Source organism: Maritimibacter alkaliphilus HTCC2654 (assembly GCF_000152805.1).
Taxonomy (GTDB): Bacteria; Pseudomonadota; Alphaproteobacteria; order Rhodobacterales; family Rhodobacteraceae; genus Maritimibacter; species Maritimibacter alkaliphilus.
This window is the reverse complement of record NZ_CH902578.1, coordinates 3,775,972-3,796,905: the sequence shown is the minus strand read 5'-3', so window position 1 is coordinate 3,796,905 and position 20,934 is coordinate 3,775,972. Positions and strand designations below refer to the sequence as shown.

Sequence of the window (20,934 nt, the reverse complement as noted above, 5' to 3'; positions counted from 1 at the left end):
GAAATACAATTCCGCAAAGCGAAATGACTAGACGTTCCCCGAATCCGGCGTTACCCTGCGTCAGAGTGAGGACAATCCAGCGACGGCCATGAAGATGAAAGACACGCCCGAGGCGAAAGGCGACCTCCTGTCGTTCAAGGAGATGTGCGAGAAGTTCGACGTGACGCCGCGCACGCTGCGCTATTACGAATATATCGAACTGCTCGAACCCGAGAAAGAAGGGCGCACGCGCTGGTACAGCCCGCGTGAGGTCGCGCGCATGACGCTTATCATCCGCGGCCGCCGTTGGGGTTTCTCGCTGGAAGAATGCCGCCAGTTCCTTTTGATCTACGATGAAGAGGGCACCGAGGCGCAGAACAAGGTCTGGGTCGAGATGGCCGACCGCCAGCTCGGCGTGCTGGACGAGCAGATTCGCGAGCTTCGGACCGCGCGCGAAGAGCTTCAGGACATGCGCGATCAGGTCGCGCGAGCCATGAAATAAGCGGTCCGGCGGACCTCACCACGTTGTTACGCCACGTTACGTTGACGTAAACGTAATCTTTTGCTGAATTCCGATGTGCGGCGTCCTATGTGACGTCCACGAACAACTTTTGGAGTTTGGCATGACCGACGATCTCATGACCATTCGCGAGATGTGTGACCATTTCGGCGTGACGGCCCGGACGCTCCGGTTTTACGAGCAGAAGGAACTGCTGTCGCCGATCCGCGAAGGTCAGAAACGCCTGTTCACCCGCCGCGACCGTGCACGGCTGAAGCTGATCCTTCGTGGCAAGCGTTTCGGCTTTCCGCTCGAAGAAATCCGTCAGCTTCTCGACCTCTACGACGTGGGCGATCAGCAACTGACGCAATACACCCGCACCATCACGCTGGCCGAGACGCATCTGAACGAGCTCAAGGCACAGCGCGCGGAGCTGGACGAGGCCATTCGCGAACTGGCCGACCAGCTGGAATGGGGCCGCAACATGCTTGCCTCGATGGAACAGGACGAAGCGGCGGAATAACCGCCCTTCCACGAAAAACGGCATCGTTTACAGGACGATAAAGGGAGAGAACATGCCCAGCTACACCCCCGACACCCGCGATATGGCCTTTCTTCTGCACGACGTGATGAAGGTCGAAACCAAAGACGTTCCCGGCTACGACGAACTGGACCCGAGCTTCACCTCGGCCATTCTGGAAGAGGCCGCCAAAATCTCGTCCGAAGTGCTGGCGCCGCTGAACCGCGTCGGCGATCTCGAAGGCTGCAAGCTCGAGAACGGCGTCGTGCGCACGCCCACCGGCTTCAAGGACGCCTTCGATCAGGTGCGTGACGGTGGCTGGACCGGTCTCGACTGCGACCCGGAATACGGCGGTCAGGGCCTGCCCCACGTGATCGGCTCGGCGGTCGGTGAATTCCTCACCGCGTCGAACATGGCGTTCAATATGTATCAGGGCCTGACCCACGGTGCCTATTCCGCGATCCATGCCCACGGCACGGACGAGCAGAAGCAGACCTACCTCCCCAACATGGTGACCTGCCAGTGGACCGGGACCATGAACCTGACCGAGCCGCATTCCGGCACCGATCTGGGTCTCATGCGCACCAAGGCCGAGCCGCAGGAAGACGGGACATACAAGATCAGCGGGCAGAAGATTTTCATCTCCGCCGGCGATCACGATATGTCCGAGAACGTCATCCACCTCGTGCTGGCGAAAATTCCCGGCGGCCCCGACGGCATCAAGGGCGTGTCGCTCTTCATCGTGCCCAAGTTCCTCGTGAAGGAAGACGGCTCGCTCGGCGAACGCAACGGCGTGTCGGTCGGCGCTCTGGAGGAGAAGATGGGCATCCACGGCAATGCCACCTGCGTCATGAACTACGACGAGGCGACCGGCTACCTGCTCGGCACCGAGCACAAGGGGATGCGCGCCATGTTCACCATGATGAACGAGGCCCGTCTGGGCGTCGGCGTGCAGGGTCTGGGTCAGGCGACCGCCGCCTACCAGAACGCGCTGGAATACGCCCGTGACCGGCTTCAGGGCCGCGCGGTGACCGGCGTCGAAGCGCCCGACAAACCCGCCGACCCGATCATCGTGCACCCGGACATCCGCCGCGCGCTTCTGGATCAGAAGTCGTTCATCGAAGGCGCCCGCGCGTTCGTCCTGTGGTCCGCCGAACTGATCGACCGCTCGCAGCGCAACGGCGACGAAGAGGCCGAGGGCCTCGTCTCGCTCATCATCCCGGTGCTCAAGGGCTTCCTCACCGACAAGGGTCTGGAAAGCGCGGTTCAGGCCCAGCAGGTCTTCGGCGGCCACGGCTATATCGAGGAATGGGGCATGTCCCAGTTCGTCCGCGACAGCCGCATCGCCATGATCTACGAAGGCGCGAACGGCATTCAGGCGCTCGACCTCGTGGGCCGCAAGCTCGCGCAGGACGGCGGCAAGCATGTCATGGGCTTCTTCGAGATGATCAAGTCGTTCATCAAGGAGAACGAGGGCAACGAGGCGCTCAAGGCCGACTTCCTCGACCCGCTCAAGGACGCCTCGAAAGACCTTCAGGGCGCGGCCATGTTCTTCATGCAGAACGGCATGAAAAACCCGAACCACGCGCTCGCCGGCTCCTACGACTTCATGACCATGTTCGGTCACGTCGTTCTGGGCTTCATGTGGGCCACGATGGCCAAAGCCTCGCACGAGGCGCTTGACGCGGGCACCGATGACGCGGCGTTCTATGAAACGAAGCTCGCCACGGGCCGTTACTACATGAAGCGCCAGCTGCCGGCGACCAAGATGCACCTCGCGCGCATCGAAAGCGGCGCCGAGCCGGTCATGGAACTGGCAGCCGAGGCGTTCTGATCGAACCTGGGGAGGACAGAGCCACATGCCCAAACGCTTCCGACTGACCCGCCGCTTCCCGGTCGCCATGACCGAGGACGGGTATCGGAAACTCAAGAGCTTCGCGCGCGACGCGGGGCTCGACGAGGGCGAGGCGCTGTCCTTCCTGTTCGAACATTTCGACAGCGTGACCGATAGCGACGCGCTGGCCCACCGGCTCAGGCTGTTCAATGCCGAGCTGGACGACCGAAAACGCTGAGGAGGACCCATGAAACGCATACTCGCCGCCGCCGCCATCGCGACCGCCCTGCCCCTGTCGGCCGTCGCCTTTGACACTGCCGACAAAGCCGCCGTCGAAAGCGCGATCGCAAGCTTCGACGCCGATTTCCGCGGCAAGAACTTCGAAGGCGTGCTGAACGCCATGCCGCCGAAGATGCTGAACTACATGGCCCAGCAGATCGGCATTCCGGCCGCCGAACTGCCCGCCACCATGGCGCGCCAGATGTCGGTGTTCATGGGAGACGTTACGGTCGAGCGGTTCAACATGAACACGAACCGGATGACCACAGGCACCACCTCGGGCGGCATGGACTATGCCTTCATCCCGACGCGCACCACCGTGAAGGGGCCGGAAGGCCGCCAGACGATGAACAGCTACACGCTCGCCCTTCAGGAAGAGGGCAAGTGGTATCTGATCCGCATCGAACAGGAACAGCAGCTCAACATCGTGAAGGCGGTCTACCCCGCCTTCTCGAACGTGCGCCTGCCGAACTAGGCCGCGCGCTACGGAAGGGCCCGCCCCTTCTCTGTTTCAGAAAACCTCGGGGGGTCCGGGGGGCCGGCCCCCCGGTCCGACCCTGCGAAAAAGAACGAACGGGAGGACAACGGACATGACGGTGAAGCTCTACTGCTTCGGAGAAAGCGGCAATTCCTACAAGGCCGCGCTGGCGATGGAACTCGCGGGCATCGACTGGGAGCCGGTCTTCGTCGATTTCTTCAACGGCGAGGCCCGCTCGGATGCCTACAAGGACATCAACCCGATGGGCGAAGCGCCGGTGCTGGTCGACGGCGACATGAAGCTGTCGCAGTCGGGCGCCATTCAGGACTGGATCGTGGAACAGACAGGCAAGTTCTGGTCGGACGACCCCGCCGAGCGGCGTGAAATCCTGCGCTGGCAGTTCTGGGACAACCACAAGGGGTCGAGCCAGTTCGGCGTCACCCGCTTCCTGATGAACTTCCTGCCGGAAAAACACCGCAACGCGGATGTCATCGCCTTCATGCAGGGCCGCTGCAAGGCCGCGCTCGGCGTGCTCGAAGCGGAACTCGCCACCCGCGACTGGCTGGTGGGCGACCGCCTGACGATGGCCGACATAAGCTGCTGCGCCTACCTCTACTACCCCGAGCCCTTCGGGTTCGAGCGCGCGGATTACCCCGCGATCTCGGCCTGGCTCGACCGCATTTCCGAAACGCCGGGGTGGAAACACCCCTACGACCTGATGCCCGGCTCGCCAGCCGACCGGGCCTGAGACCGAAAGGACGAAAGGGAGACCTATGTCTGAAGCCTATATTTACGACAGCGTGCGTTCGCCGCGCGGCAAGGGGCGTGCCGACGGCAGCCTGCACGAAGTGACCGCCGTGTCGCTCGGCAAGCAGATGCTGAACGCGATCAAGGAACGCTCGAACCTCGACGGCCATGCGGTCGAAGACGTGATCTGGGGCAACGCCACGCAGGCGTTCGAGCAGGGCGGCTGCCTTGCGCGGACCACCGTGCTCGCCTCCGACCTCGACGAGCGCATTCCGGGCCTGTCGATCAACCGCTTCTGCGCGAGCGGTATGGAAGCCGTGAACCTTGCCGCCAATCAGGTGCGCGGCGGCGGTGGCGACGCCTATATCGCGGGCGGGGTCGAGATGATGAGCCGCGTTTCGATGGGCTCCGACGGGGCCGCCGTTGCGGTCGATCCGACGGTGGCGATGGACAGCTACTTCGTCCCGCAGGGCATCTCGGCCGACATCATCGCGACCGAATACGGGTTCTCGCGCGACGACGTCGACATGCTCGCCGTCGAAAGCCAGAAACGCGCGGCCGAAGCCGTGGACGATGGCCGGTTCGCCAAGACGCTCGTCACCATTCGCGACGTGAACGGCCTGCCGATCCTCGACCACGACGAATACATCCGCCGCGGCACCGACATGCAGGCCCTTGGCGGCCTCAAGCCCGCGTTCAAGGATCTGGGCGAGGTGATGCCGGGCTTCGACAAGGTCGCAAGGCTCAAGTACCCGCATCTGGAAAAGATCAACCACGTGCACCACGCGGGCAACTCGTCGGGCATCGTCGACGGTTCCGCCGCGATCCTGATCGGCAACAAGGCCTTCGGCGAGCGGCACGGGCTGAAACCCCGCGCCCGGATCAAGGCGACCGCCAAGATCGGCACCGATCCGACCATCATGCTCACTGGCCCCGTGCCCGCGACCGAAAAGATCCTTGCCGACAGCGGCATGTCGATTTCCGACATCGACCTGTTCGAGGTGAACGAAGCCTTCTCGGCGGTCGTGCTGCGCTTCATGCAGGCCTTCGACGTCGACCATTCCAAGGTCAACGTGAACGGCGGCGCGATCGCGATGGGCCACCCGCTTGGCGCATCCGGCGCGATCATCATCGGCACTTTGCTCGACGAGCTTGAGCGCACCGGCAAGGGCACGGGCCTCGCCACTCTCTGCGTCGCCTCCGGCATGGGTGCCGCGACGATCATCGAGCGCGTGTAAGGAGATCTGACAAATGGCTGAATTCACGATGGAAAAAGGCGCCGATGGCGTCGCAGTGATTACCTGGGATCTGCCGGGCAAGTCGATGAACGTGCTCACGCTTCAGGGCATTGAAGAGCTTGAGGGGCTGACCAAGGACGCGCTGGCGGACGACTCCGTCAAAGGCATCGTCATCACCTCCGGCAAGGACACCTTCGCGGGCGGCATGGATTTGAACATCCTCGCTCAGTTCAAGGAAAACGGCGCCGAAGGCGTGTTCGAGGGCACCATGCGCGGGCACAAGATGCTGCGCACGCTGGAGCTTGCGGGCATGGACCCCAAGACCAAGAAGGGCGGCAAGCCGGTGGCGGCGGCGCTTCCCGGCACCGCGCTCGGCATCGGGCTGGAACTGCCTTTGGCGACACACCGCATTTTCGCCGCGAACAACCCCAAGGCAAAGATCGGCCTGCCCGAGATTCAGGTCGGCATCTTCCCCGGCATGGGCGGCACCACGCGTCTGGCGCGCAAGCTGGGTGTGATGGCGGCGTCGCCGTTCCTGTTGCAGGCCAAGATGTCCTCGCCCGAGGCCGCGGTGAAGGCCGGCATCATCGACGAGGTGGCGGACGATCCGGTCGCCGCCGCGAAAGAATGGGTGCTCTCCGCCACGGACGCCGATCTGGTCAAACCGTGGGACGCAAAGGGCTATAAAGTGCCCGGCGGCGCGCCCTATCACCCGGCAGGCTTCCAGACCTTCGTGGGCGCCAACGCCATGATTATGGGCAACACCTGGGGCGCTTTCCCGGCGCCCAAGGCGATGCTGTCGGCGGTCTACGAGGGGCTCATGGTGCCCTTCGATACCGCGCTGAAGATCGAGGCGCGCTGGTTCACCAACGTCATCATGAACCCCTCGTCGGGGGCCATGATCCGCTCGCTCTTCCTGTCGAAAGAGGCCCTTGAAAAGGGTGCCGTTCGGCCCGAAGGGGTGCCGGACCAGCGTGTCCGCAAAGTCGGCGTGCTGGGCGCCGGCATGATGGGCGCGGGCATCGCGCTCGTGTCGGCGCAGGCCGGCATCGACGTCGTGCTGATCGACCAGAAGCAGGAGGCCGCCGACAAAGGTAAGGCTTACACCGAATCCTACCTCGATGCGGGCGTGAAAAAGAAAAAGACCACGCCCGAGAAGAAGGACGAGGTGCTGGGTCGCATCACCGCGACGACCGACTACGCCGCGCTGTCGGACGCCGATCTCATCATCGAAGCGGTGTTCGAAGATCCGGGCATCAAGGCCGAGGTGACCAAGAACGTGGAAGCCGTCATTCCTGATGACTGCATCTTCGCCACCAACACCTCGACCCTGCCGATCACCGATCTGGCCAAGGCGTCGTCGCGCCCCGATCAGTTCATCGGCATCCACTTCTTCTCGCCGGTCGAGAAGATGCTGCTGGTCGAGATCATCAAGGGCGCCGAGACGGGTGACCGGGCGGTGGCCAAGGCGCTCGACTATGTGCGCCAGATCCGCAAGACGCCGATCGTGGTGAACGACGCGCGGTTCTTCTACGCCAACCGCTGCATCATCCCCTACATCAACGAAGGTGTGCGGATGGTGGCGGAGGGCGTCGAGATGCCGCTCATCGACAACGCCGCACGTCTGCTCGGCTTCCCCGTGGGTCCGCTGCAATTGGTGGACGAGACCTCGATCGACCTCGGCGTCAAGATCGCCAAGGCGACCAAGGCCGCGATGGGCGATGCCTATGACGATGCGACCGACGAGATCATGTTCTGGATGTATGACGAAGGGCGTCTGGGCCGGATATCCAACGCGGGCTTTTACGATTACGACGAAAAGGGCAAGCGCGCCGGGTTCTCGGACGTGGTCAAGGACCGCTTCCCCGCCTCGGACGACCAGCCGGACCTCACCGAGGTGCAGCATCGCCTGATGATGAGCCAGGTGCTCGAAGCCGTGCGCGCGCTGGAAGAGGGCGTGCTCGAAGACATTCGCGAAGGCGATGTGGGCGCCATCCTCGGCTGGGGTTTCGCGCCGTGGTCGGGCGGCCCGTTCTCGTGGCTCGACATGCTCGGCGCGGCGAAGGCGGTCGAGATCTGCGATCACCTGACCGGGGCCTATGGCGAGCGGTTCGCGACGCCCAAGATCTTGCGTGAGATGGCCGAAAAGGGCGAAACCTTCTACGGTCGCTTCGGACCGCAGGCCGCGAAGGCCGCCTGATCGTTCCGCTCACGACTTGAAGACCAAACGCCCGGCCCTCTGGCCGGGCGTTTTTCTTTCGTCACGCCACGTCGCGCGCTTCGCTCTTGCCTTCGCCGTCCCAGCCCCGGAAGCGTCCGACGAGATGCCAAAGCTCGCCAACCGACCGCTCGAGCGCCTGGGTCGCCGCGGTCGTTTCCTCGAACATCGCGGCATTCTGTTGCGTCACGCCGTCGAGTTGATCCATCGCGATATTGACCTCATCGATCCCGTTCTTCTGATCGCGGGCGCGTTCCGCGACAACGTCGATCTTTTGGGCGATGGTGTCGACCCGGTCCGCGATCTGCGCGATTTCGGTGCCGTTCTGCCGGACAAGGCCGACGCCGGTCTTGACCTGTTCTCGGGTGGTCGAGATCAAGCGGTTGATTTCGCCGGCGGAATCCGTCGCACGTTGGGCCAGCGCCCGCACTTCCGAGGCGACGACGGCGAAGCCGCGCCCCGCCTCGCCCGCCCGCGCGGCTTCGACACCCGCATTGAGGGCGAGCAGATTGGTCTGGAACGCGATGTCGTCGATGACCGCGATGATCTTCACGATCTCGTCCGACGAGCTTTCCATTTCCAGCATCGCCGCTTCGGCATGTTCGACGGCCTTCATCGACGAGCGGGTCTGTTCCGCGGCCTCGACCGCCTCATCGCGCACGGTGCCGATCTCACGGGTCGACTCGTCGACCTGACCGCGCATCTGCCGCATCGTTTCCGACGTTTCGGCGATGGACGCGGCGGAGCTTTCGGTGCGTCTTGCGAGGTCGCGCGACGCGTTCGAAATTTCGGCGACATGGGCATTGATGGTCTCGGTGCTGAGTGAGATCGCCGACACGATTTCCTTCAACCCCCGGACCGCATCGTTGAAGTCGAGGCGCAGCGGTTTGTATTCCTCGGCGAAGAACTGATCGATGGACACGTTCAGATCGCCGTCGGACATATCTTTTAGCGAACGGGCAAGGTTCTTCACGACCTCGGCAAGCTCTTCGGCCTGGCGCTCGCGCTCGGCCTGCTGGCGTTTCGCGTCCTCTTCCCGTTCTTTCTGGAACTGCATCTGTTGCGCGTGCTCTTCGGCGGCCATGACGCGCTTGCGTTCGGCTTCCTCCAGATCGCGCTGGCGGTCGCGTTCGGCACTGGCGAGCCGCGCTTCCTCGGCTTCTCGCGCTTCGATCTCGGCCGCTTCGAGCGCGTCGCGCATGACGATCAGCCCGTCGGCCATTCGTCCGATTTCGTCGCCACGGTCCAGGCGTGGAATCTCGGCCTGATAATCACGCTGCGCAATGCTGGACAGCGCGTTCGTGACAAGACGGATCGGGGCCGCGATGGATCGCGACAGGCCGAGCGCGATCAGGGTCGCTGCGCCGAGCGCGACGATGCCGATGACGACGAAGGCAAGACCCATGCGGTTGATCGGCCCCACAAGGTCCGATCGCGGCTGCTCGGTCACCACGCCCCAGGTCGTTCCGTGAAAGGTCAGCGGGGTGAACGCGGCTTCGACGGTGCGGCCCGACGCATCGCGGTAGACCTCGAGCCCCTTCTGCCCGGCAAGGGCAGCCGCTACCGCCGGGTTGTCCGCCTGCGTTGCGAGAATATCGTTTTCGGGCGTATCGACCCGGTCCGACCGCAACAGCCCGTCGCGCCCCACGAGATAGGTCGCGACGGAGCCCTTTGCGCTGACCGCCGCGTTCATCGCCGCATTGATGCGGCTGACGGGCATCTGGATCGCCAGCACACCCAACGAAGTGCCCAGATCGTCAAAGACCGGCGCGGCGATAAAGGCGGCTGCCGCCCCGTGCGACGGCGCATAGGGCGCGAAGTCGTAGAAGATGGGTTCCGCGCCCGGCGCCAGCCCGCGCGCGTCGCGGAACGCCCGGCCCAGGTCGCTGTCCTTCCACGGCCCCGTGACAAGGTTGGTGGCGTAGTCCAGTTCTTTGAACACCGTGTAGACGATGTTGCCTTCCGGATCGATCAGGAAGATGTCGTAGTAGTCCATCGCGACAAGGCGCGCGCGGAAGCCCGGATGATACGTGCCGTGCTTCACGTCGTAGCTCGACCCCGTGGCGGCGCTGTCCAGCAGGTGTTTTTCGCCCGTGGGGTTGGGGTTGTCTTCGATGTAGTTGCGCTGAAGCTCGGCCTCGGGCGCGTCCATGTGGGCGAACGCACCGCTGAAAGCCCGCATCGCTTCGATCACGGTCCTGTCCTGGGTAAGCGCGTTCAGATCGGCGTCGATGGTCGCGAGCAGGTCCGACATTCGGGCCGCCGGCGCCTGTGACACGGCGGTCAGACGCCCTTCGACCTCCCGCATCATGGCGTTACGGGCCATGAAATAGGCCGCGACCGAAGTGACGATGATCGCCACGGCGACGAGGCCGACCATGAAGGCCGGCAATTTGACGACGAGGTTCATGTCGCGGAATCGGGACGGAATACTGGCGATCACGGCGCGCTCCAATCATTGCGGATCGCGGCACCATAGAATCAGAGCCCTACGATTCCCCTAATGCAGGCGCGGCTCGGGGTCCGGCATGGCCCCCAGAACGAATTCCCCTGCCTTTACGCCGACTTGCCAGCTTCGCGGCGGCTCCTGCCGGTCGCGTTCGCGGGTCAGCCGCCAGCCCTCGTCCGCCCCGTGGGCCGGGGCCATGCGCCAGCGGCTTTCGGCCCCCGGCGCCACCCCTTCGGGGGTGAGGATCAGCCCGAGCGGCCGCGTTCCCTGCCCCGCCCCCGCCTCGCAGGCCAGTTGCATCCGGCGCATCGGCGTCAGCCCCGGCGGATCGGGCAGTTCGCCCACCACCAGCGGCACGGCGCCGGAGCGCAGCGCCTCCTCCAGCGTCCAGAGCAGATCGACGGGGCGCGCGGCATCGACGAAAACGACCCGCCCCGGGTCCATCAGCTGCGCCATGCCGGGGCCGTGCAGCCGCGCCCCCTCCCACCCCGGTCGCACCCAGATCACCGGCCCCTGCATCCCCGCAGCGATCAGAAGCGCGAGCGTGTGACGGGCCGGGCCGCAGATTTCATGCACCCGCGCCTGCGCCAGTTCCAGCCGCCCGAGAAAGGGCTGGCCGGGGGTGGCACGGTGCGGGCGACGGTCGAGCAGGACGTTGTGATGCATGGCCCCATGATAATTGTTCCCTTTATGTTCTCAAGCCTTTTCCGCTTCCGGGTTGCATTCCCGCTGCATCGCGGCACACTCGCGCCGAACCGGACAGGAGACATATCCCGTGAGAATGAACACCATCGCAGGCGGCGCGCTGACCGTCAGCGAACTCTGCCTTGGCTCGATGACCTGGGGCACGCAGAACACCGAGGCCGAAGGCCACGCGCAGATCGACATGGCGCTGGACCACGGCATCAACTTCATCGACACCGCCGAGATGTATCCGACCAACCCGCTGTCCAAGGATCACTACGGCACCACCGAGCGGATCATCGGCAACTGGTTCGCGCGCACCGGGCGACGCGACGACGTGGTGCTCGCCACCAAGGTCACCGGCCCCTCGGCCACCGTCCGCGAAGAGGGCTATGACGGCGAGATCATCCGCCAGACGGTCGAGGACAGCCTGCGCCGCCTTCAGACCGATTACATAGACATCTACCAGACGCATTGGCCGCAGCGCGGATCGTACCATTTCCGCCAGAACTGGAAATACGCCCCGTGGGAACAGGACCCGGTCGAAACCGACGACTTGATGCGCGACGTGATGGAGACGCTCACCGACCTGCGTGACGCGGGCAAGATCCGCCATTTCGGCGTCTCGAACGACACGGCCTGGGGCACGGCCAAGTGGCTCCAGATCGCGCGTGAGATGGGCGGGCCGGAGGTGGTCACGATCCAGAACGAATATTCGCTCCTATGCCGGCTGTTCGACACCGACCTCGCCGAGTTGTGCATGCATGAAGGCGTGCGTTGCATCGCCTATTCGCCGCTGGCCGCCGGGCTGCTCACCGGAAAGTACGAGGGCGGAACCACCGTGCCGGAAGGGTCGCGCATGTCGCATGTCGCGAACCTTGGCGGGCGCACGACGGATCGGGTCTGGCCAGCCATCGACGCCTATCTGGGCATCGCCGAAAAACACGGGCTGGACCCGGTTCAGATGGCGCTGGCCTTCGTCACGTCACGCCCCTTCATGGGCACGGCGATTTTCGGCGCGACCAAGCCGGACCATCTGGAACGCGCCTTGGGGGCAGCCGACATGACCCTGTCGGACGAGGTTCTGGCCGAGATCGAGAACGCGCACAAAGCGCATCCGATGCCCTACTGAAGTCATCCGTTTCCGCCTGTGCGTCGTAAGATGTGCAGCAAATGGAGACAGACAGATGCGTTTCACAACAGCACTCATGGCGCTGGCGACCACGGTCGCCTTCGCCACCCCCGCGACGGCCGCGAAATACCGTGACACCAGCGTGCCCATGCAGACGGTCAACGTGAATATCGACCGCTATATGGGCAAGTGGTACGAAATCGCCCGCTTCCCCAACTGGTTCGAGAACAATTGCGCGGGCGTCACCGCCGAATACACGCTTCAGGGCGACACGTTCGAGGTGCTCAACACCTGTCGTCAGGGCACGCCCGACGGCCCGGCCCGCTCGCGCAAGGCCGAGGCGACTCCGGTTGGCCCCGGCAAGGTGAAGGTCGATTTCGTCCAGATGATCCCCGGCATCGGGGTCGGCGACTACTGGGTGCTCTACGTCGCGCCCGACTACTCGCTCGCCGTCGTGGGTGAGCCGAGCGGGAGCACGGGCTGGGTTCTGTCGCGCACGCCGCAGATCCGGCAAAGCCAGCTCGACACCGCCTATGACGTGCTGCGCAAGAACGGCTACGACACGTCGAAAATTCAACTGGTCGCCCAGTAACCCGCCCCCTACAAGGGCTGCATGAGAGCGTTCTTTCTTGCAGCCCTTCTTGCCCTTTCCGCCTGCGGCACGCCCGCGCCCGAAGGCCCGCGCATGACGTCAGTCGTGGGCTACGACGCGGCGCGCTTCATGGGCCAATGGGTCGAAGTGGCCGCCGTCGGGCGGGCGCCCGGCGGCACATGGTCGATCCATGACCGCGAAGGGGCGACCTTTTTCGCCGCCCTGCCCGGCGCCGAAAACGTCGTGACGTTCACCGACCGGGGCAACGGTCGGTTGGAGTTCGCGGGCGCGACAGGCACGCTCTTCGTCCTCTGGGCCGACGCGGATGACCGCACCGTCGTGCTGGGCCGCCCCGATCACAGCTTCGGCGCGATCCTGAACAAAAGTGCCGACATCTCGCCCGACCGGCTCAAGGCCGCGCGCGACGTGATGGAGTGGAACGGCTACGACCTCGGATCGCTCAGGTGATCGAGCCGTGGGTGCTGGTGGCGCTGGCCGCCGCCGCCGTTCAGACCGTCCGCTTCGCCCTGCAAAAGTCCTTGCGTGGCACCGGGCTGAGTTCCGGCGGCGCGACGTTTTCCCGGTTCATCTTCGCCGCCCCCATCGCGCTGGCCGTCACGGCGGTCTGGCTTGCCTTGCGGGGTGAGCCCCTGCCTGCGACCACGCTCCGCTTTTGGACCTTCGTGGCGATCGGCGGCCTCAGCCAGATCGTCGCGACCATGGCGACCGTTCAGCTTTTCGCCGAACGCAACTTCGCCGTGGGCGTCGCCTTCACCAAAACCGAAACCATCCTCGTCGTCCTTTTTTCGCTTGTCCTGCTGGGGGAACCCGTCGCGCCCGCAGGTCTTGGCGCGATCCTGATCGGAGTTGTGGGCGTGATGCTGTTGAGCTGGAAAACGGGCGGCGGGCGGCTCGCCCTGTTCAACCGCGCTTCCGGGCTGGGCCTTGTCGCGGGCGCGCTCTTCGGTCTCGCCGCCATCGGGTATCGCGGGGCCACGCTGGAAATCGCGAATGACAGCGCCTTTTTCCGCGCGGTGGTGACGCTCGCCGCCGTGACCACGTTCCAGTCGCTCGCCATGGCCGCCTATCTCCGCATGGCCCAGCCCGGCGAGATGACGCGCGTGGCCAAACGCTGGCGTGTCACCTCTCTCGTCGGCGTGACCGGAATGCTCGGGTCATTGGGCTGGTTCGTGGCCTTCGCGCTTCAGAACGCGGCCTATGTCCGCGCGCTCGGCCAGATCGAACTGGTCTTTTCGCTCATGGTGTCGTGGTTTCTGTTCAAGGACCGCTCGACCCGCCGCGAAGTCGTGGGCATGGTGCTGCTTCTCGCGTCCATCGTGGTTCTGATCCTCGTCACCTGACCACTGGCACGCCCGCGCGGCTTGCGTTACACCCTGCGCGAACTCACGCAAGGATATGACATGGCGCGCGTCCTCATCACCTCGGCCCTGCCGTATATCAACGGCATCAAGCACCTCGGGAACCTCGTCGGCTCCCAGCTTCCGGCGGATCTTTATGCCCGCTACATGCGCGCGCGCGGTCACGAGGTCATGTTCATCTGCGCGACCGACGAACACGGCACCCCTGCCGAGCTTGCGGCCGCCATGACCGGCGAAGCGGTCGCGGATTACTGCGCCCGGATGCATGACGTGCAGGCCGAACTCGCCAAGGGGTTCCGCCTGTCGTTCGACCACTACGGTCGCTCGTCTTCGCAGCGCAATCACGCGCTGACCCAGCACCTTGCCGGGAAACTGGCCGAAAACGGCTATATCGAAGAGGTCAGCGAAGAGCAGGTCTATTCCAACGCCGATGGCCGCTTCCTCCCCGACCGCTATATCGAGGGCACCTGCCCTAACTGCGGCTACGACAAGGCACGCGGCGACCAGTGCGAGAACTGCACCAAGCAGCTCGACCCCGTCGACCTGATCGAACCGCGCTCGGCCATCTCCGGCTCCACCGATCTGGAAGTGCGCCAGACCAAGCACCTGTTCCTCAAGCAATCCGCCATGAAGGACGAGATTGACGCCTGGATCGACCAGAAAACCGACTGGCCGGTGCTGACCACCTCGATCGCGAAGAAATGGCTTCACGACGGCGACGGGCTACAGGATCGCGGCATCACCCGCGACCTCGACTGGGGCATCCCGGTCAAGAAGGGCACCGAGGACTGGCCGGGGATGGAGGGCAAGGTTTTCTACGTCTGGTTCGACGCCCCCATCGAATACATCGCCGCGACCGCGGAATGGGCCGATGCGACCGGACGTTCGGAAAGTGATTGGGAACGCTGGTGGCGCACCGACAAAGGTGCCGACGATGTTCGCTATGTGCAATTCATGGGCAAGGACAACGTCCCCTTCCACACCCTTGGTTTCCCCGCGACGATCATGGGATCGCGCGAGCCGTGGAAGCTGGTCGATTACATCAAGTCGTTCAACTACCTGAACTACGATGGCGGCCAGTTCTCGACCTCGCAGGGCCGTGGCGTGTTCATGGATCAGGCGCTTGAAATCCTGCCCGCCGACTATTGGCGCTGGTGGCTGCTGTCCCACGCGCCCGAGAACTCCGACGCGGAATTCACGTGGGAAAACTTCCAGTCCTCGATCAACACCGACCTCGCCAACGTGCTGGGCAACTTCGTCAGCCGCGTCACGAAATTCTGCGCCTCGAAATTCGGAGAAGCCGTCCCGGAGGGCGGCGAACTGGGCGAGGCCGAACGCGCGCTCATCGCCGATCTGACCGCCCGCATCCGGTCTTACGAAAAGCAGATGGAGGCGATGGAGGTGCGCAAGGCCGCGCAGGAGCTTCGCGCGATCTGGGCCGTGGGCAACGAATACCTGCAAACCGCGGCACCTTGGACCGTGTTCAAGACCGATCCCGATCAGGCAGGCGCGATCATCCGGCTCATGCTGAACCTGATCCGCGTCTACGCCGTGATCTCGGCCCCCTTCGTGCCGGACGCCGCCGCCAAGATGCTGTCGGGGATGAACACGCTCGACACCGACTGGCCCGACGATGTAGACGCCGCGCTTGCCGTTCTACCCGCGGGTCATGCCTTCACGGTGCCGGAGGTGCTTTTCACCAAGATCACCGACGAAGACCGTGAAAGCTGGCAAGAGAAATTCGCCGGTCAGCGGGCCTGACACCCGGAATTGTCATTGCCGTTTCATCGCCCGGCGTTACCATCCTGACAACAGGAGGTGCCGGGCAGGATGGCCGCGATGATGATACAGCAATTGCCGTTTCATCTTAGAAACACGGGCAAACGTGACGTTCGCTCGCAGTTCGGCGCGTTGCCCTATCGGATCGTGAACGGCAAGGTGAAGGTCCTGCTCATCACCTCGCGCGGGACCGGGCGCTGGATCATCCCGAAGGGCTGGCCGATGCACCAGTGCACGCCCGCCGAAGCCGCCGGGATCGAAGCGTTCGAGGAAGCCGGGGTCAAAACGCGCCCGCACAACGCGGTCATCGGGTTCTACACCTACGCCAAGATCCAGAACGGCCGCCGGATGCCGGTGGTGGTGGCGGTCTTTCCAGTGGAAGTGAAGAAAGAACTTAGCAACTGGCCCGAGCGCACGCAACGCCAGCGCAAGTGGATGGGCCGCAAGAAGGCGGCCAAGCTGGTGCAGGAACCGGAACTGGCCCAGATCATCCGTAACTTCGACCCGACATTGCTGTGACCCGTCTTGCACGGCTCCGGCAAAGGGTTACATAATCGCTGACCGTTTGTGACAGGTTGATGCGATGATCCGCTACGCCGTGAAATGTGCCGATGGGCACGTCTTCGAAAGCTGGTTCCAGAATGCAGCCGCGTTCGACACGCTCGCGGCCAAGGGGCACGTGACCTGCCCGGACTGCGGCACCTCAACGGTCGAGAAATCGCTCATGGCGCCGCGCGTGACCACCTCCGAGGCCGCGAAATCGGCCGAAACCTCGCCCGAGGCCCAGCGGGACCGCAAAATCGCCGAACTCAAGGCCAAGGTCGAGGCCGAGGCCGACTATGTCGGCCAATCCTTCGTGACCGAAGCGCGCAAGATGCACGAGGGCGAAACGCCCAACCGGATGATCTACGGCGAGGCGAACCCGAAAGATGCCGTATCCTTGCTCGAGGACGGTATCCCCATTGCGCCCCTCCCGTTCCTTCCGACGCGCAAGGCGAACTAGCCTGTAGCCAAGTGCCGCGAACCTGTTAGAATCAGGGGCATGAAGGTCGTTTTCGAAACCCGCTTCTCGTTCTTCGGCCAGTCGGGCTGGAAGTCCGGCCATGCCGCCGATCCCGCGCTTCTGTTCGCTCCGGACCGGCTGGAACACCGCCTGAAATACTTCGAAGAGGTCACGCTCGCCTCACTGGCCGGGCAGACCGACGGCGGCTTCGAACACCTGATCCTGTCGTCGACCCTGATGCCCGAAGACTGGCAGACCCGGCTGCGCGAGTTGTGTTTCGACACGCTCGGCAAGGACAGATGCCGCATCCTGTTCCGGCCCGAAGGCTCGGCGGGGCACATCATCAAGAACACGGTCGCGCGCGCCTATGGCGACGACCGCGTGGCGCAGGTGGTGCTGGACGACGACGATGCGGTCTCGGCCGATTTCGTGGCGGCCGTGAAATACTACGGCAGCTTCGCCCTGCGCGACCCGATGAACCCGAGACCCTATACTTTCCTGTCCTTCCCGCGCGGCTACACGCTGGGGATCGAGGGCGGCAAGATCGACTGGCTGTCGCCGCGATACGTGCCCTACACGAACCTCGGCCTCGCCCTGATCGCGCCGGGCACCACCAAGCGCAACCCGTTCCTGACCAGTCACAAACGCATCGGCCTGCGCCATCCGTCCTACATGGTCACGCACATGCGCCCCTATTATCTGCGCGCCGTGCATGGGTTGAACGACAGTCGCGCCCACAAATCCGACGACGTTTTGGACGACAAATCCATCGCGGGCGTGTTCCCCTATTTCCCGTGGCTGGCCCGTCATTTCCCCGGAATCACCGCGACCGGCGGCGACACCGGAATCGCCGCGCAGTAACTGTTTCACTTGCGGAAACTGTGCCCGACATTCCGTCTACAATCGCATTCAGGGGAAACAATTTAACCTTAACGCGCTGGGAATAATGGCTTTTTCGCGGCGAAATTGCGGAATTTTGTATCCAGTTCGCCAAACCCTCAGTTAGTATCGCAGCACTGGGGGTGACCGACGGCTGCCGCTTTCTTCGGGCCCCGTGCATTTTTTACGTCGGGGGGCGTGCCATGTTCTTTCTGCTTCTGTTGATCCCGCTGCTGCTGGGTTTCGCATTCTTTTTCGACTTCGGCGGTCCCGACGACGGCATGGACGGCTCCGACGGTGACGACAATCAGGGCGGCGGTGGCACCATCGATCCGGGTGACAACGGCACGGGCACCGGCGGTGGCGTGAACGGCGGACCGGACGACCCGAACGTGACCGTCGACAACACGGGCGCGATCTACCTCACCGACCAGATCGACCTTTACTACGCCGGGGCCGGCGCTCAGGAAATCCACGCGCTTCAGGGTGACGACACGGTCAGTGGCCAATTGGGCGACGACACGATCTTCGGCGAAGAAGGCAATGACGAGCTCTACGGCGGCTTCGGTCAGGATTATATCGAAGGCAACGCGGGCAACGACTCCCTCTACGGCAGCTTCGACGACGACGAACTTCACGGCAACGGCGGCAACGACTTCGTCAGCGGCGGCGGCGGCAACGACGATATCTTCGGCGAAGACGGCACCGACACACTTCAGGGCGACGCCGGGGACGACACCATCGACGGCGGCGCGGGCAACGACACAATCGACGGCGGCATCGGGGTCGACACGATCGAAGGCGGCCTGGGCGACGACACGATCCAGGGCGGCAACGGCAACGATCAGGTCTCGGGCGACGCGGGCGACGATGCGCTTTTCGGGGGCTTCGGTGACGACACCCTGACGGGCGGCGCGGGCGAGGACGACATCACCGGAGGCTCCGGCGCGGACGACATCTCGGGCGGCGCGGACGACGACATTCTGCGCGGCAACGGCGGGGCCGACACGCTTGCGGGCGATGCCGGGAACGACATGCTCTATGGCGGGTCCGAGAACGACGACCTCGACGGTGGCGACGGCGACGACACGCTGAACGGCGGGATCGGCAACGACACGCTGAACGGGGGCGCCGGTCAGGACACGATCGTCGGCTTCGACGGCGATGACGTGGCGCTCGGCGGTGATGGCGACGACGATATCTCGGGCGGCAACGGCAACGACACGCTGAACGGCGAAGCCGGGAACGACTATGTTCAGGGCGACGCGGGCAACGACACGATCACCGACCTGTCCGGCGACAACGACCTGCGCGGCGGCACGGGCGACGACACGATCACCGCGGGTGACGGCGACGACCAGATCCGTGGCGGCGACGGCGACGACACCATCGACGGCGGCGACGGAGACAACGCGATCTGGACGGGTGCCGGGGATGACGACGTCGTGTCCGGCACGGGCAACGACACGATCAACACGGACGTCGGCAACGACACCGTGGACGCCGGCGCGGGCGACGATACCGTCTATGCCGGAGACGGCGACGACGAGGTCGACGGCTGGACCGGCAACGATCTGCTCGACGGCGGCGACGGTAACGACCTGCTTCTGGGCTACGACGGCGACGACGACCTGCGCGGTGGCGACGGTAACGACACGCTGCTCGGCGAGAACGGCGACGACGTTCTGGACGGTGGCGCGGGCATCGACACGCTCGACGGCGGGGCCGGAGACGACACGATCTATCTGGATATCGGCGACACGGGCAGCGGCGGCGCGGGGGCGGACACCTTCATCGTCGACAACTCCGACCCGGATTACTACCTCGCGGACGGCACCACGCCCAATGTGGCGGTGATCGAGGATTTCGACGTCACGCAGGACATCCTTCAGATCGAGGGGCTGAACGCCAACGACTTGGGCCTCGACGGGCCGCTCGCGGTGAACACCACCGGGCTCGACGCCGGGCTTTTGCTGACGATCACCGACAGCTCCTCGGGGTCGGACGTGGTCTATGCCCGTATCCTGCTCAAGGGTCTGAGCGATGCGGATGCGGACAGCATCGTGGGGCCGGACATCTTCGGCACCAATGACGACGACGACCTGTCGGCCAATTCGACCGCGAACACCATCATCGCCCGCGATGGCGACGACACCATCGCAGGCGGCATCCTGACCGACCTGATCGAAGGCGGGGACGGCGACGACGTCATCACCGGGGGCGACGGCGGCACCAGCCTTCAGGGCGGAAACGGCAACGACACCATCTTCGGTGGCGAAGGCGACGACGACATCCTCGGCAATCCGGGTGACGACATGATCGACGGCGGTGGCGGCGACGACACCATCGACGGCATGGGCGGCGCGGACGAGGCCGATGGCGGCGACGGCAACGACACCATGTTCGGCGGCACCAACGACGACATTCTGCGTGGTGGAGCGGGTGACGACATCATCGAAGGGAACGGCGGCAACGACACCATCGACGGCGGTGACGGCGAAGACGACATCGATGCCGGTGCAGGCGACGACACCGTGACCGGCGGCGCCGGGAACGACACCATCTTCGGCGATACCGGCGGCGACACGATCGACGCGGGCGATGGCAACGATTACGTCGACGGCTGGAGCGGCTCCGACGTGATCGATGGTGGCGCAGGCAACGACACCCTGCTGGGCTACGACGGCGGCGACATCATTCGCGGTGGCGACGGCGACGACATCATCAACGGCGAAGCGATGGGCGATACCCTGGACGGCGGCGCTGGCGATGACGACATAAGCGGCGGCAGCGGCGACGACACGATCGAGACCGGCACCGGCAACGACACGGTCAACGCCGGCAGCGGCAACGACTTCGTCGCGGTCGAGGGCGTGGGCGAGATCACGCTGGGCGACGGGGACGACACGATCTTCGTGCGAAACGAGGTCGGCACTGACGGCACGAACGACCGCGTGGTCACCGACTTCAACACCGCCGACGACGTGGTGATGGTCCCGGCCGGGGAACTGGGCAACTACTCTATCGTCGATGGCGGCACCGACGGCCTCTACCTGCTCTGGACCACCAGCAGCGTGGGTGGCGGTGTGGCGGCCTCGGTCGCCCTGACGCTCCAGGGCCTGACGGTCGCCGACATCCCGAACGTCACCATTCAGGAAGAGCCCATCGCGGTCCCCTGACCTCTTGCGCAATCCCGCGCCTGAGCTTATCAGGCGCGGGATTGAAAAAGACCACGGGGACAGGCG

At 64.5% G+C, this 20,934-nt stretch carries 19 protein-coding genes; 17 read left to right on the top strand and 2 right to left on the bottom strand.

The annotated features are described in order from the left end of the window. Positions 1-88 precede the first annotated feature (88 nt). The 8 genes from RB2654_RS19595 to RB2654_RS19560 all read left to right on the top strand — a co-directional run bounded on the left by RB2654_RS19595 (position 89) and on the right by RB2654_RS19560 (position 7,774). Entirely contained in the window at positions 89-481 is a 393-nt protein-coding gene (locus RB2654_RS19595) for a MerR family transcriptional regulator (protein ID WP_008335045.1), read from the top strand. Positions 482-602: 121 nt separating this feature from the next. Beyond that, the gene (locus RB2654_RS19590) at positions 603-1,001 is read left to right on the top strand and encodes a MerR family transcriptional regulator (protein WP_040885885.1); all 399 of its coding nucleotides are present in this window, start codon (positions 603-605) and stop codon (positions 999-1,001) included. 52 nt (positions 1,002-1,053) lie between these two features. Continuing rightward, on the top strand, positions 1,054-2,832 hold the full coding sequence (locus tag RB2654_RS19585) for an acyl-CoA dehydrogenase C-terminal domain-containing protein (RefSeq protein WP_008335041.1): 1,779 nt from the start codon (positions 1,054-1,056) through the stop codon (positions 2,830-2,832). A gap of 25 nt (positions 2,833-2,857) precedes the next feature. Beyond that, positions 2,858-3,070 carry a hypothetical protein gene (locus tag RB2654_RS19580; protein ID WP_008335039.1) on the top strand — a complete coding sequence of 71 codons (213 nt, stop codon included), beginning with the start codon at positions 2,858-2,860 and terminating at the stop codon, positions 3,068-3,070. 9 nt (positions 3,071-3,079) lie between these two features. Beyond that, positions 3,080-3,586 carry a hypothetical protein gene (locus RB2654_RS19575; RefSeq protein ID WP_008335037.1) on the top strand — a complete coding sequence of 169 codons (507 nt, stop codon included), beginning with the start codon at positions 3,080-3,082 and terminating at the stop codon, positions 3,584-3,586. A 115-nt stretch (positions 3,587-3,701) separates the two neighbouring features. Then, complete coding sequence (locus tag RB2654_RS19570) at positions 3,702-4,337, top strand: glutathione S-transferase family protein (protein ID WP_008335036.1); 636 nt, start codon at positions 3,702-3,704, stop codon at positions 4,335-4,337. Between the two features lie 25 nt (positions 4,338-4,362). Then, positions 4,363-5,574: an acetyl-CoA C-acetyltransferase gene (locus RB2654_RS19565; protein ID WP_008335035.1), complete on the top strand. Its 1,212-nt coding sequence runs from the start codon at positions 4,363-4,365 to the stop codon at positions 5,572-5,574. Between the two features lie 13 nt (positions 5,575-5,587). Further along, positions 5,588-7,774 carry a 3-hydroxyacyl-CoA dehydrogenase NAD-binding domain-containing protein gene (locus RB2654_RS19560; protein WP_008335034.1) on the top strand — a complete coding sequence of 729 codons (2,187 nt, stop codon included), beginning with the start codon at positions 5,588-5,590 and terminating at the stop codon, positions 7,772-7,774. A 61-nt stretch (positions 7,775-7,835) separates the two neighbouring features. Here the strand turns inward: RB2654_RS19560 and RB2654_RS22625 are convergent, their stop codons facing one another. Together RB2654_RS22625 and RB2654_RS19550 are read right to left on the bottom strand one after the other, a co-directional pair. Beyond that, entirely contained in the window at positions 7,836-10,235 is a 2,400-nt protein-coding gene (locus RB2654_RS22625) for a methyl-accepting chemotaxis protein (RefSeq protein ID WP_148912617.1), read from the bottom strand. Between the two features lie 57 nt (positions 10,236-10,292). Continuing rightward, positions 10,293-10,907 (bottom strand): ImuA family protein, encoded by a 615-nt coding sequence (locus RB2654_RS19550; RefSeq protein ID WP_008335032.1) that lies wholly within the window; start codon positions 10,905-10,907, stop codon positions 10,293-10,295. A gap of 115 nt (positions 10,908-11,022) precedes the next feature. On the opposite strand from RB2654_RS19550, the gene RB2654_RS19545 reads away from it, so the two are divergent. The 9 genes from RB2654_RS19545 (at position 11,023) to RB2654_RS23485 (ending at position 20,868) form a co-directional block, all read left to right on the top strand. After that, positions 11,023-12,057: an aldo/keto reductase gene (locus tag RB2654_RS19545; protein ID WP_008335030.1), complete on the top strand. Its 1,035-nt coding sequence runs from the start codon at positions 11,023-11,025 to the stop codon at positions 12,055-12,057. Positions 12,058-12,112: 55 nt separating this feature from the next. Further along, a complete protein-coding gene (locus tag RB2654_RS19540) occupies positions 12,113-12,649 on the top strand; it encodes a lipocalin family protein (protein ID WP_040885313.1) in 537 nt (178 codons plus the stop codon). A gap of 21 nt (positions 12,650-12,670) precedes the next feature. Beyond that, complete coding sequence (locus RB2654_RS19535; protein WP_008335027.1) at positions 12,671-13,117, top strand: lipocalin/fatty-acid binding family protein; 447 nt, start codon at positions 12,671-12,673, stop codon at positions 13,115-13,117. Next, positions 13,114-14,010 (top strand): EamA family transporter, encoded by an 897-nt coding sequence (locus tag RB2654_RS19530; protein ID WP_008335025.1) that lies wholly within the window; start codon positions 13,114-13,116, stop codon positions 14,008-14,010. The genes RB2654_RS19535 and RB2654_RS19530 overlap by 4 nt, the downstream gene beginning before the upstream one ends. 60 nt (positions 14,011-14,070) lie before the next feature. Continuing rightward, positions 14,071-15,789, top strand: coding sequence for a methionine--tRNA ligase (metG, locus tag RB2654_RS19525; protein WP_040885310.1), 1,719 nt, complete (start codon positions 14,071-14,073; stop codon positions 15,787-15,789). Positions 15,790-15,858: 69 nt separating this feature from the next. After that, positions 15,859-16,326 (top strand): NUDIX hydrolase, encoded by a 468-nt coding sequence (locus RB2654_RS19520; RefSeq protein WP_008335021.1) that lies wholly within the window; start codon positions 15,859-15,861, stop codon positions 16,324-16,326. Between the two features lie 64 nt (positions 16,327-16,390). Then, positions 16,391-16,810 (top strand): DUF1178 family protein, encoded by a 420-nt coding sequence (locus RB2654_RS19515; RefSeq protein ID WP_008335018.1) that lies wholly within the window; start codon positions 16,391-16,393, stop codon positions 16,808-16,810. A 39-nt stretch (positions 16,811-16,849) separates the two neighbouring features. Then, the gene (locus RB2654_RS19510) at positions 16,850-17,671 is read left to right on the top strand and encodes a glycosyltransferase (protein WP_008335017.1); all 822 of its coding nucleotides are present in this window, start codon (positions 16,850-16,852) and stop codon (positions 17,669-17,671) included. Positions 17,672-17,892: 221 nt separating this feature from the next. Beyond that, a complete protein-coding gene (locus RB2654_RS23485; RefSeq protein ID WP_008335016.1) occupies positions 17,893-20,868 on the top strand; it encodes a calcium-binding protein in 2,976 nt (991 codons plus the stop codon). Positions 20,869-20,934: the final 66 nt, after the last annotated feature.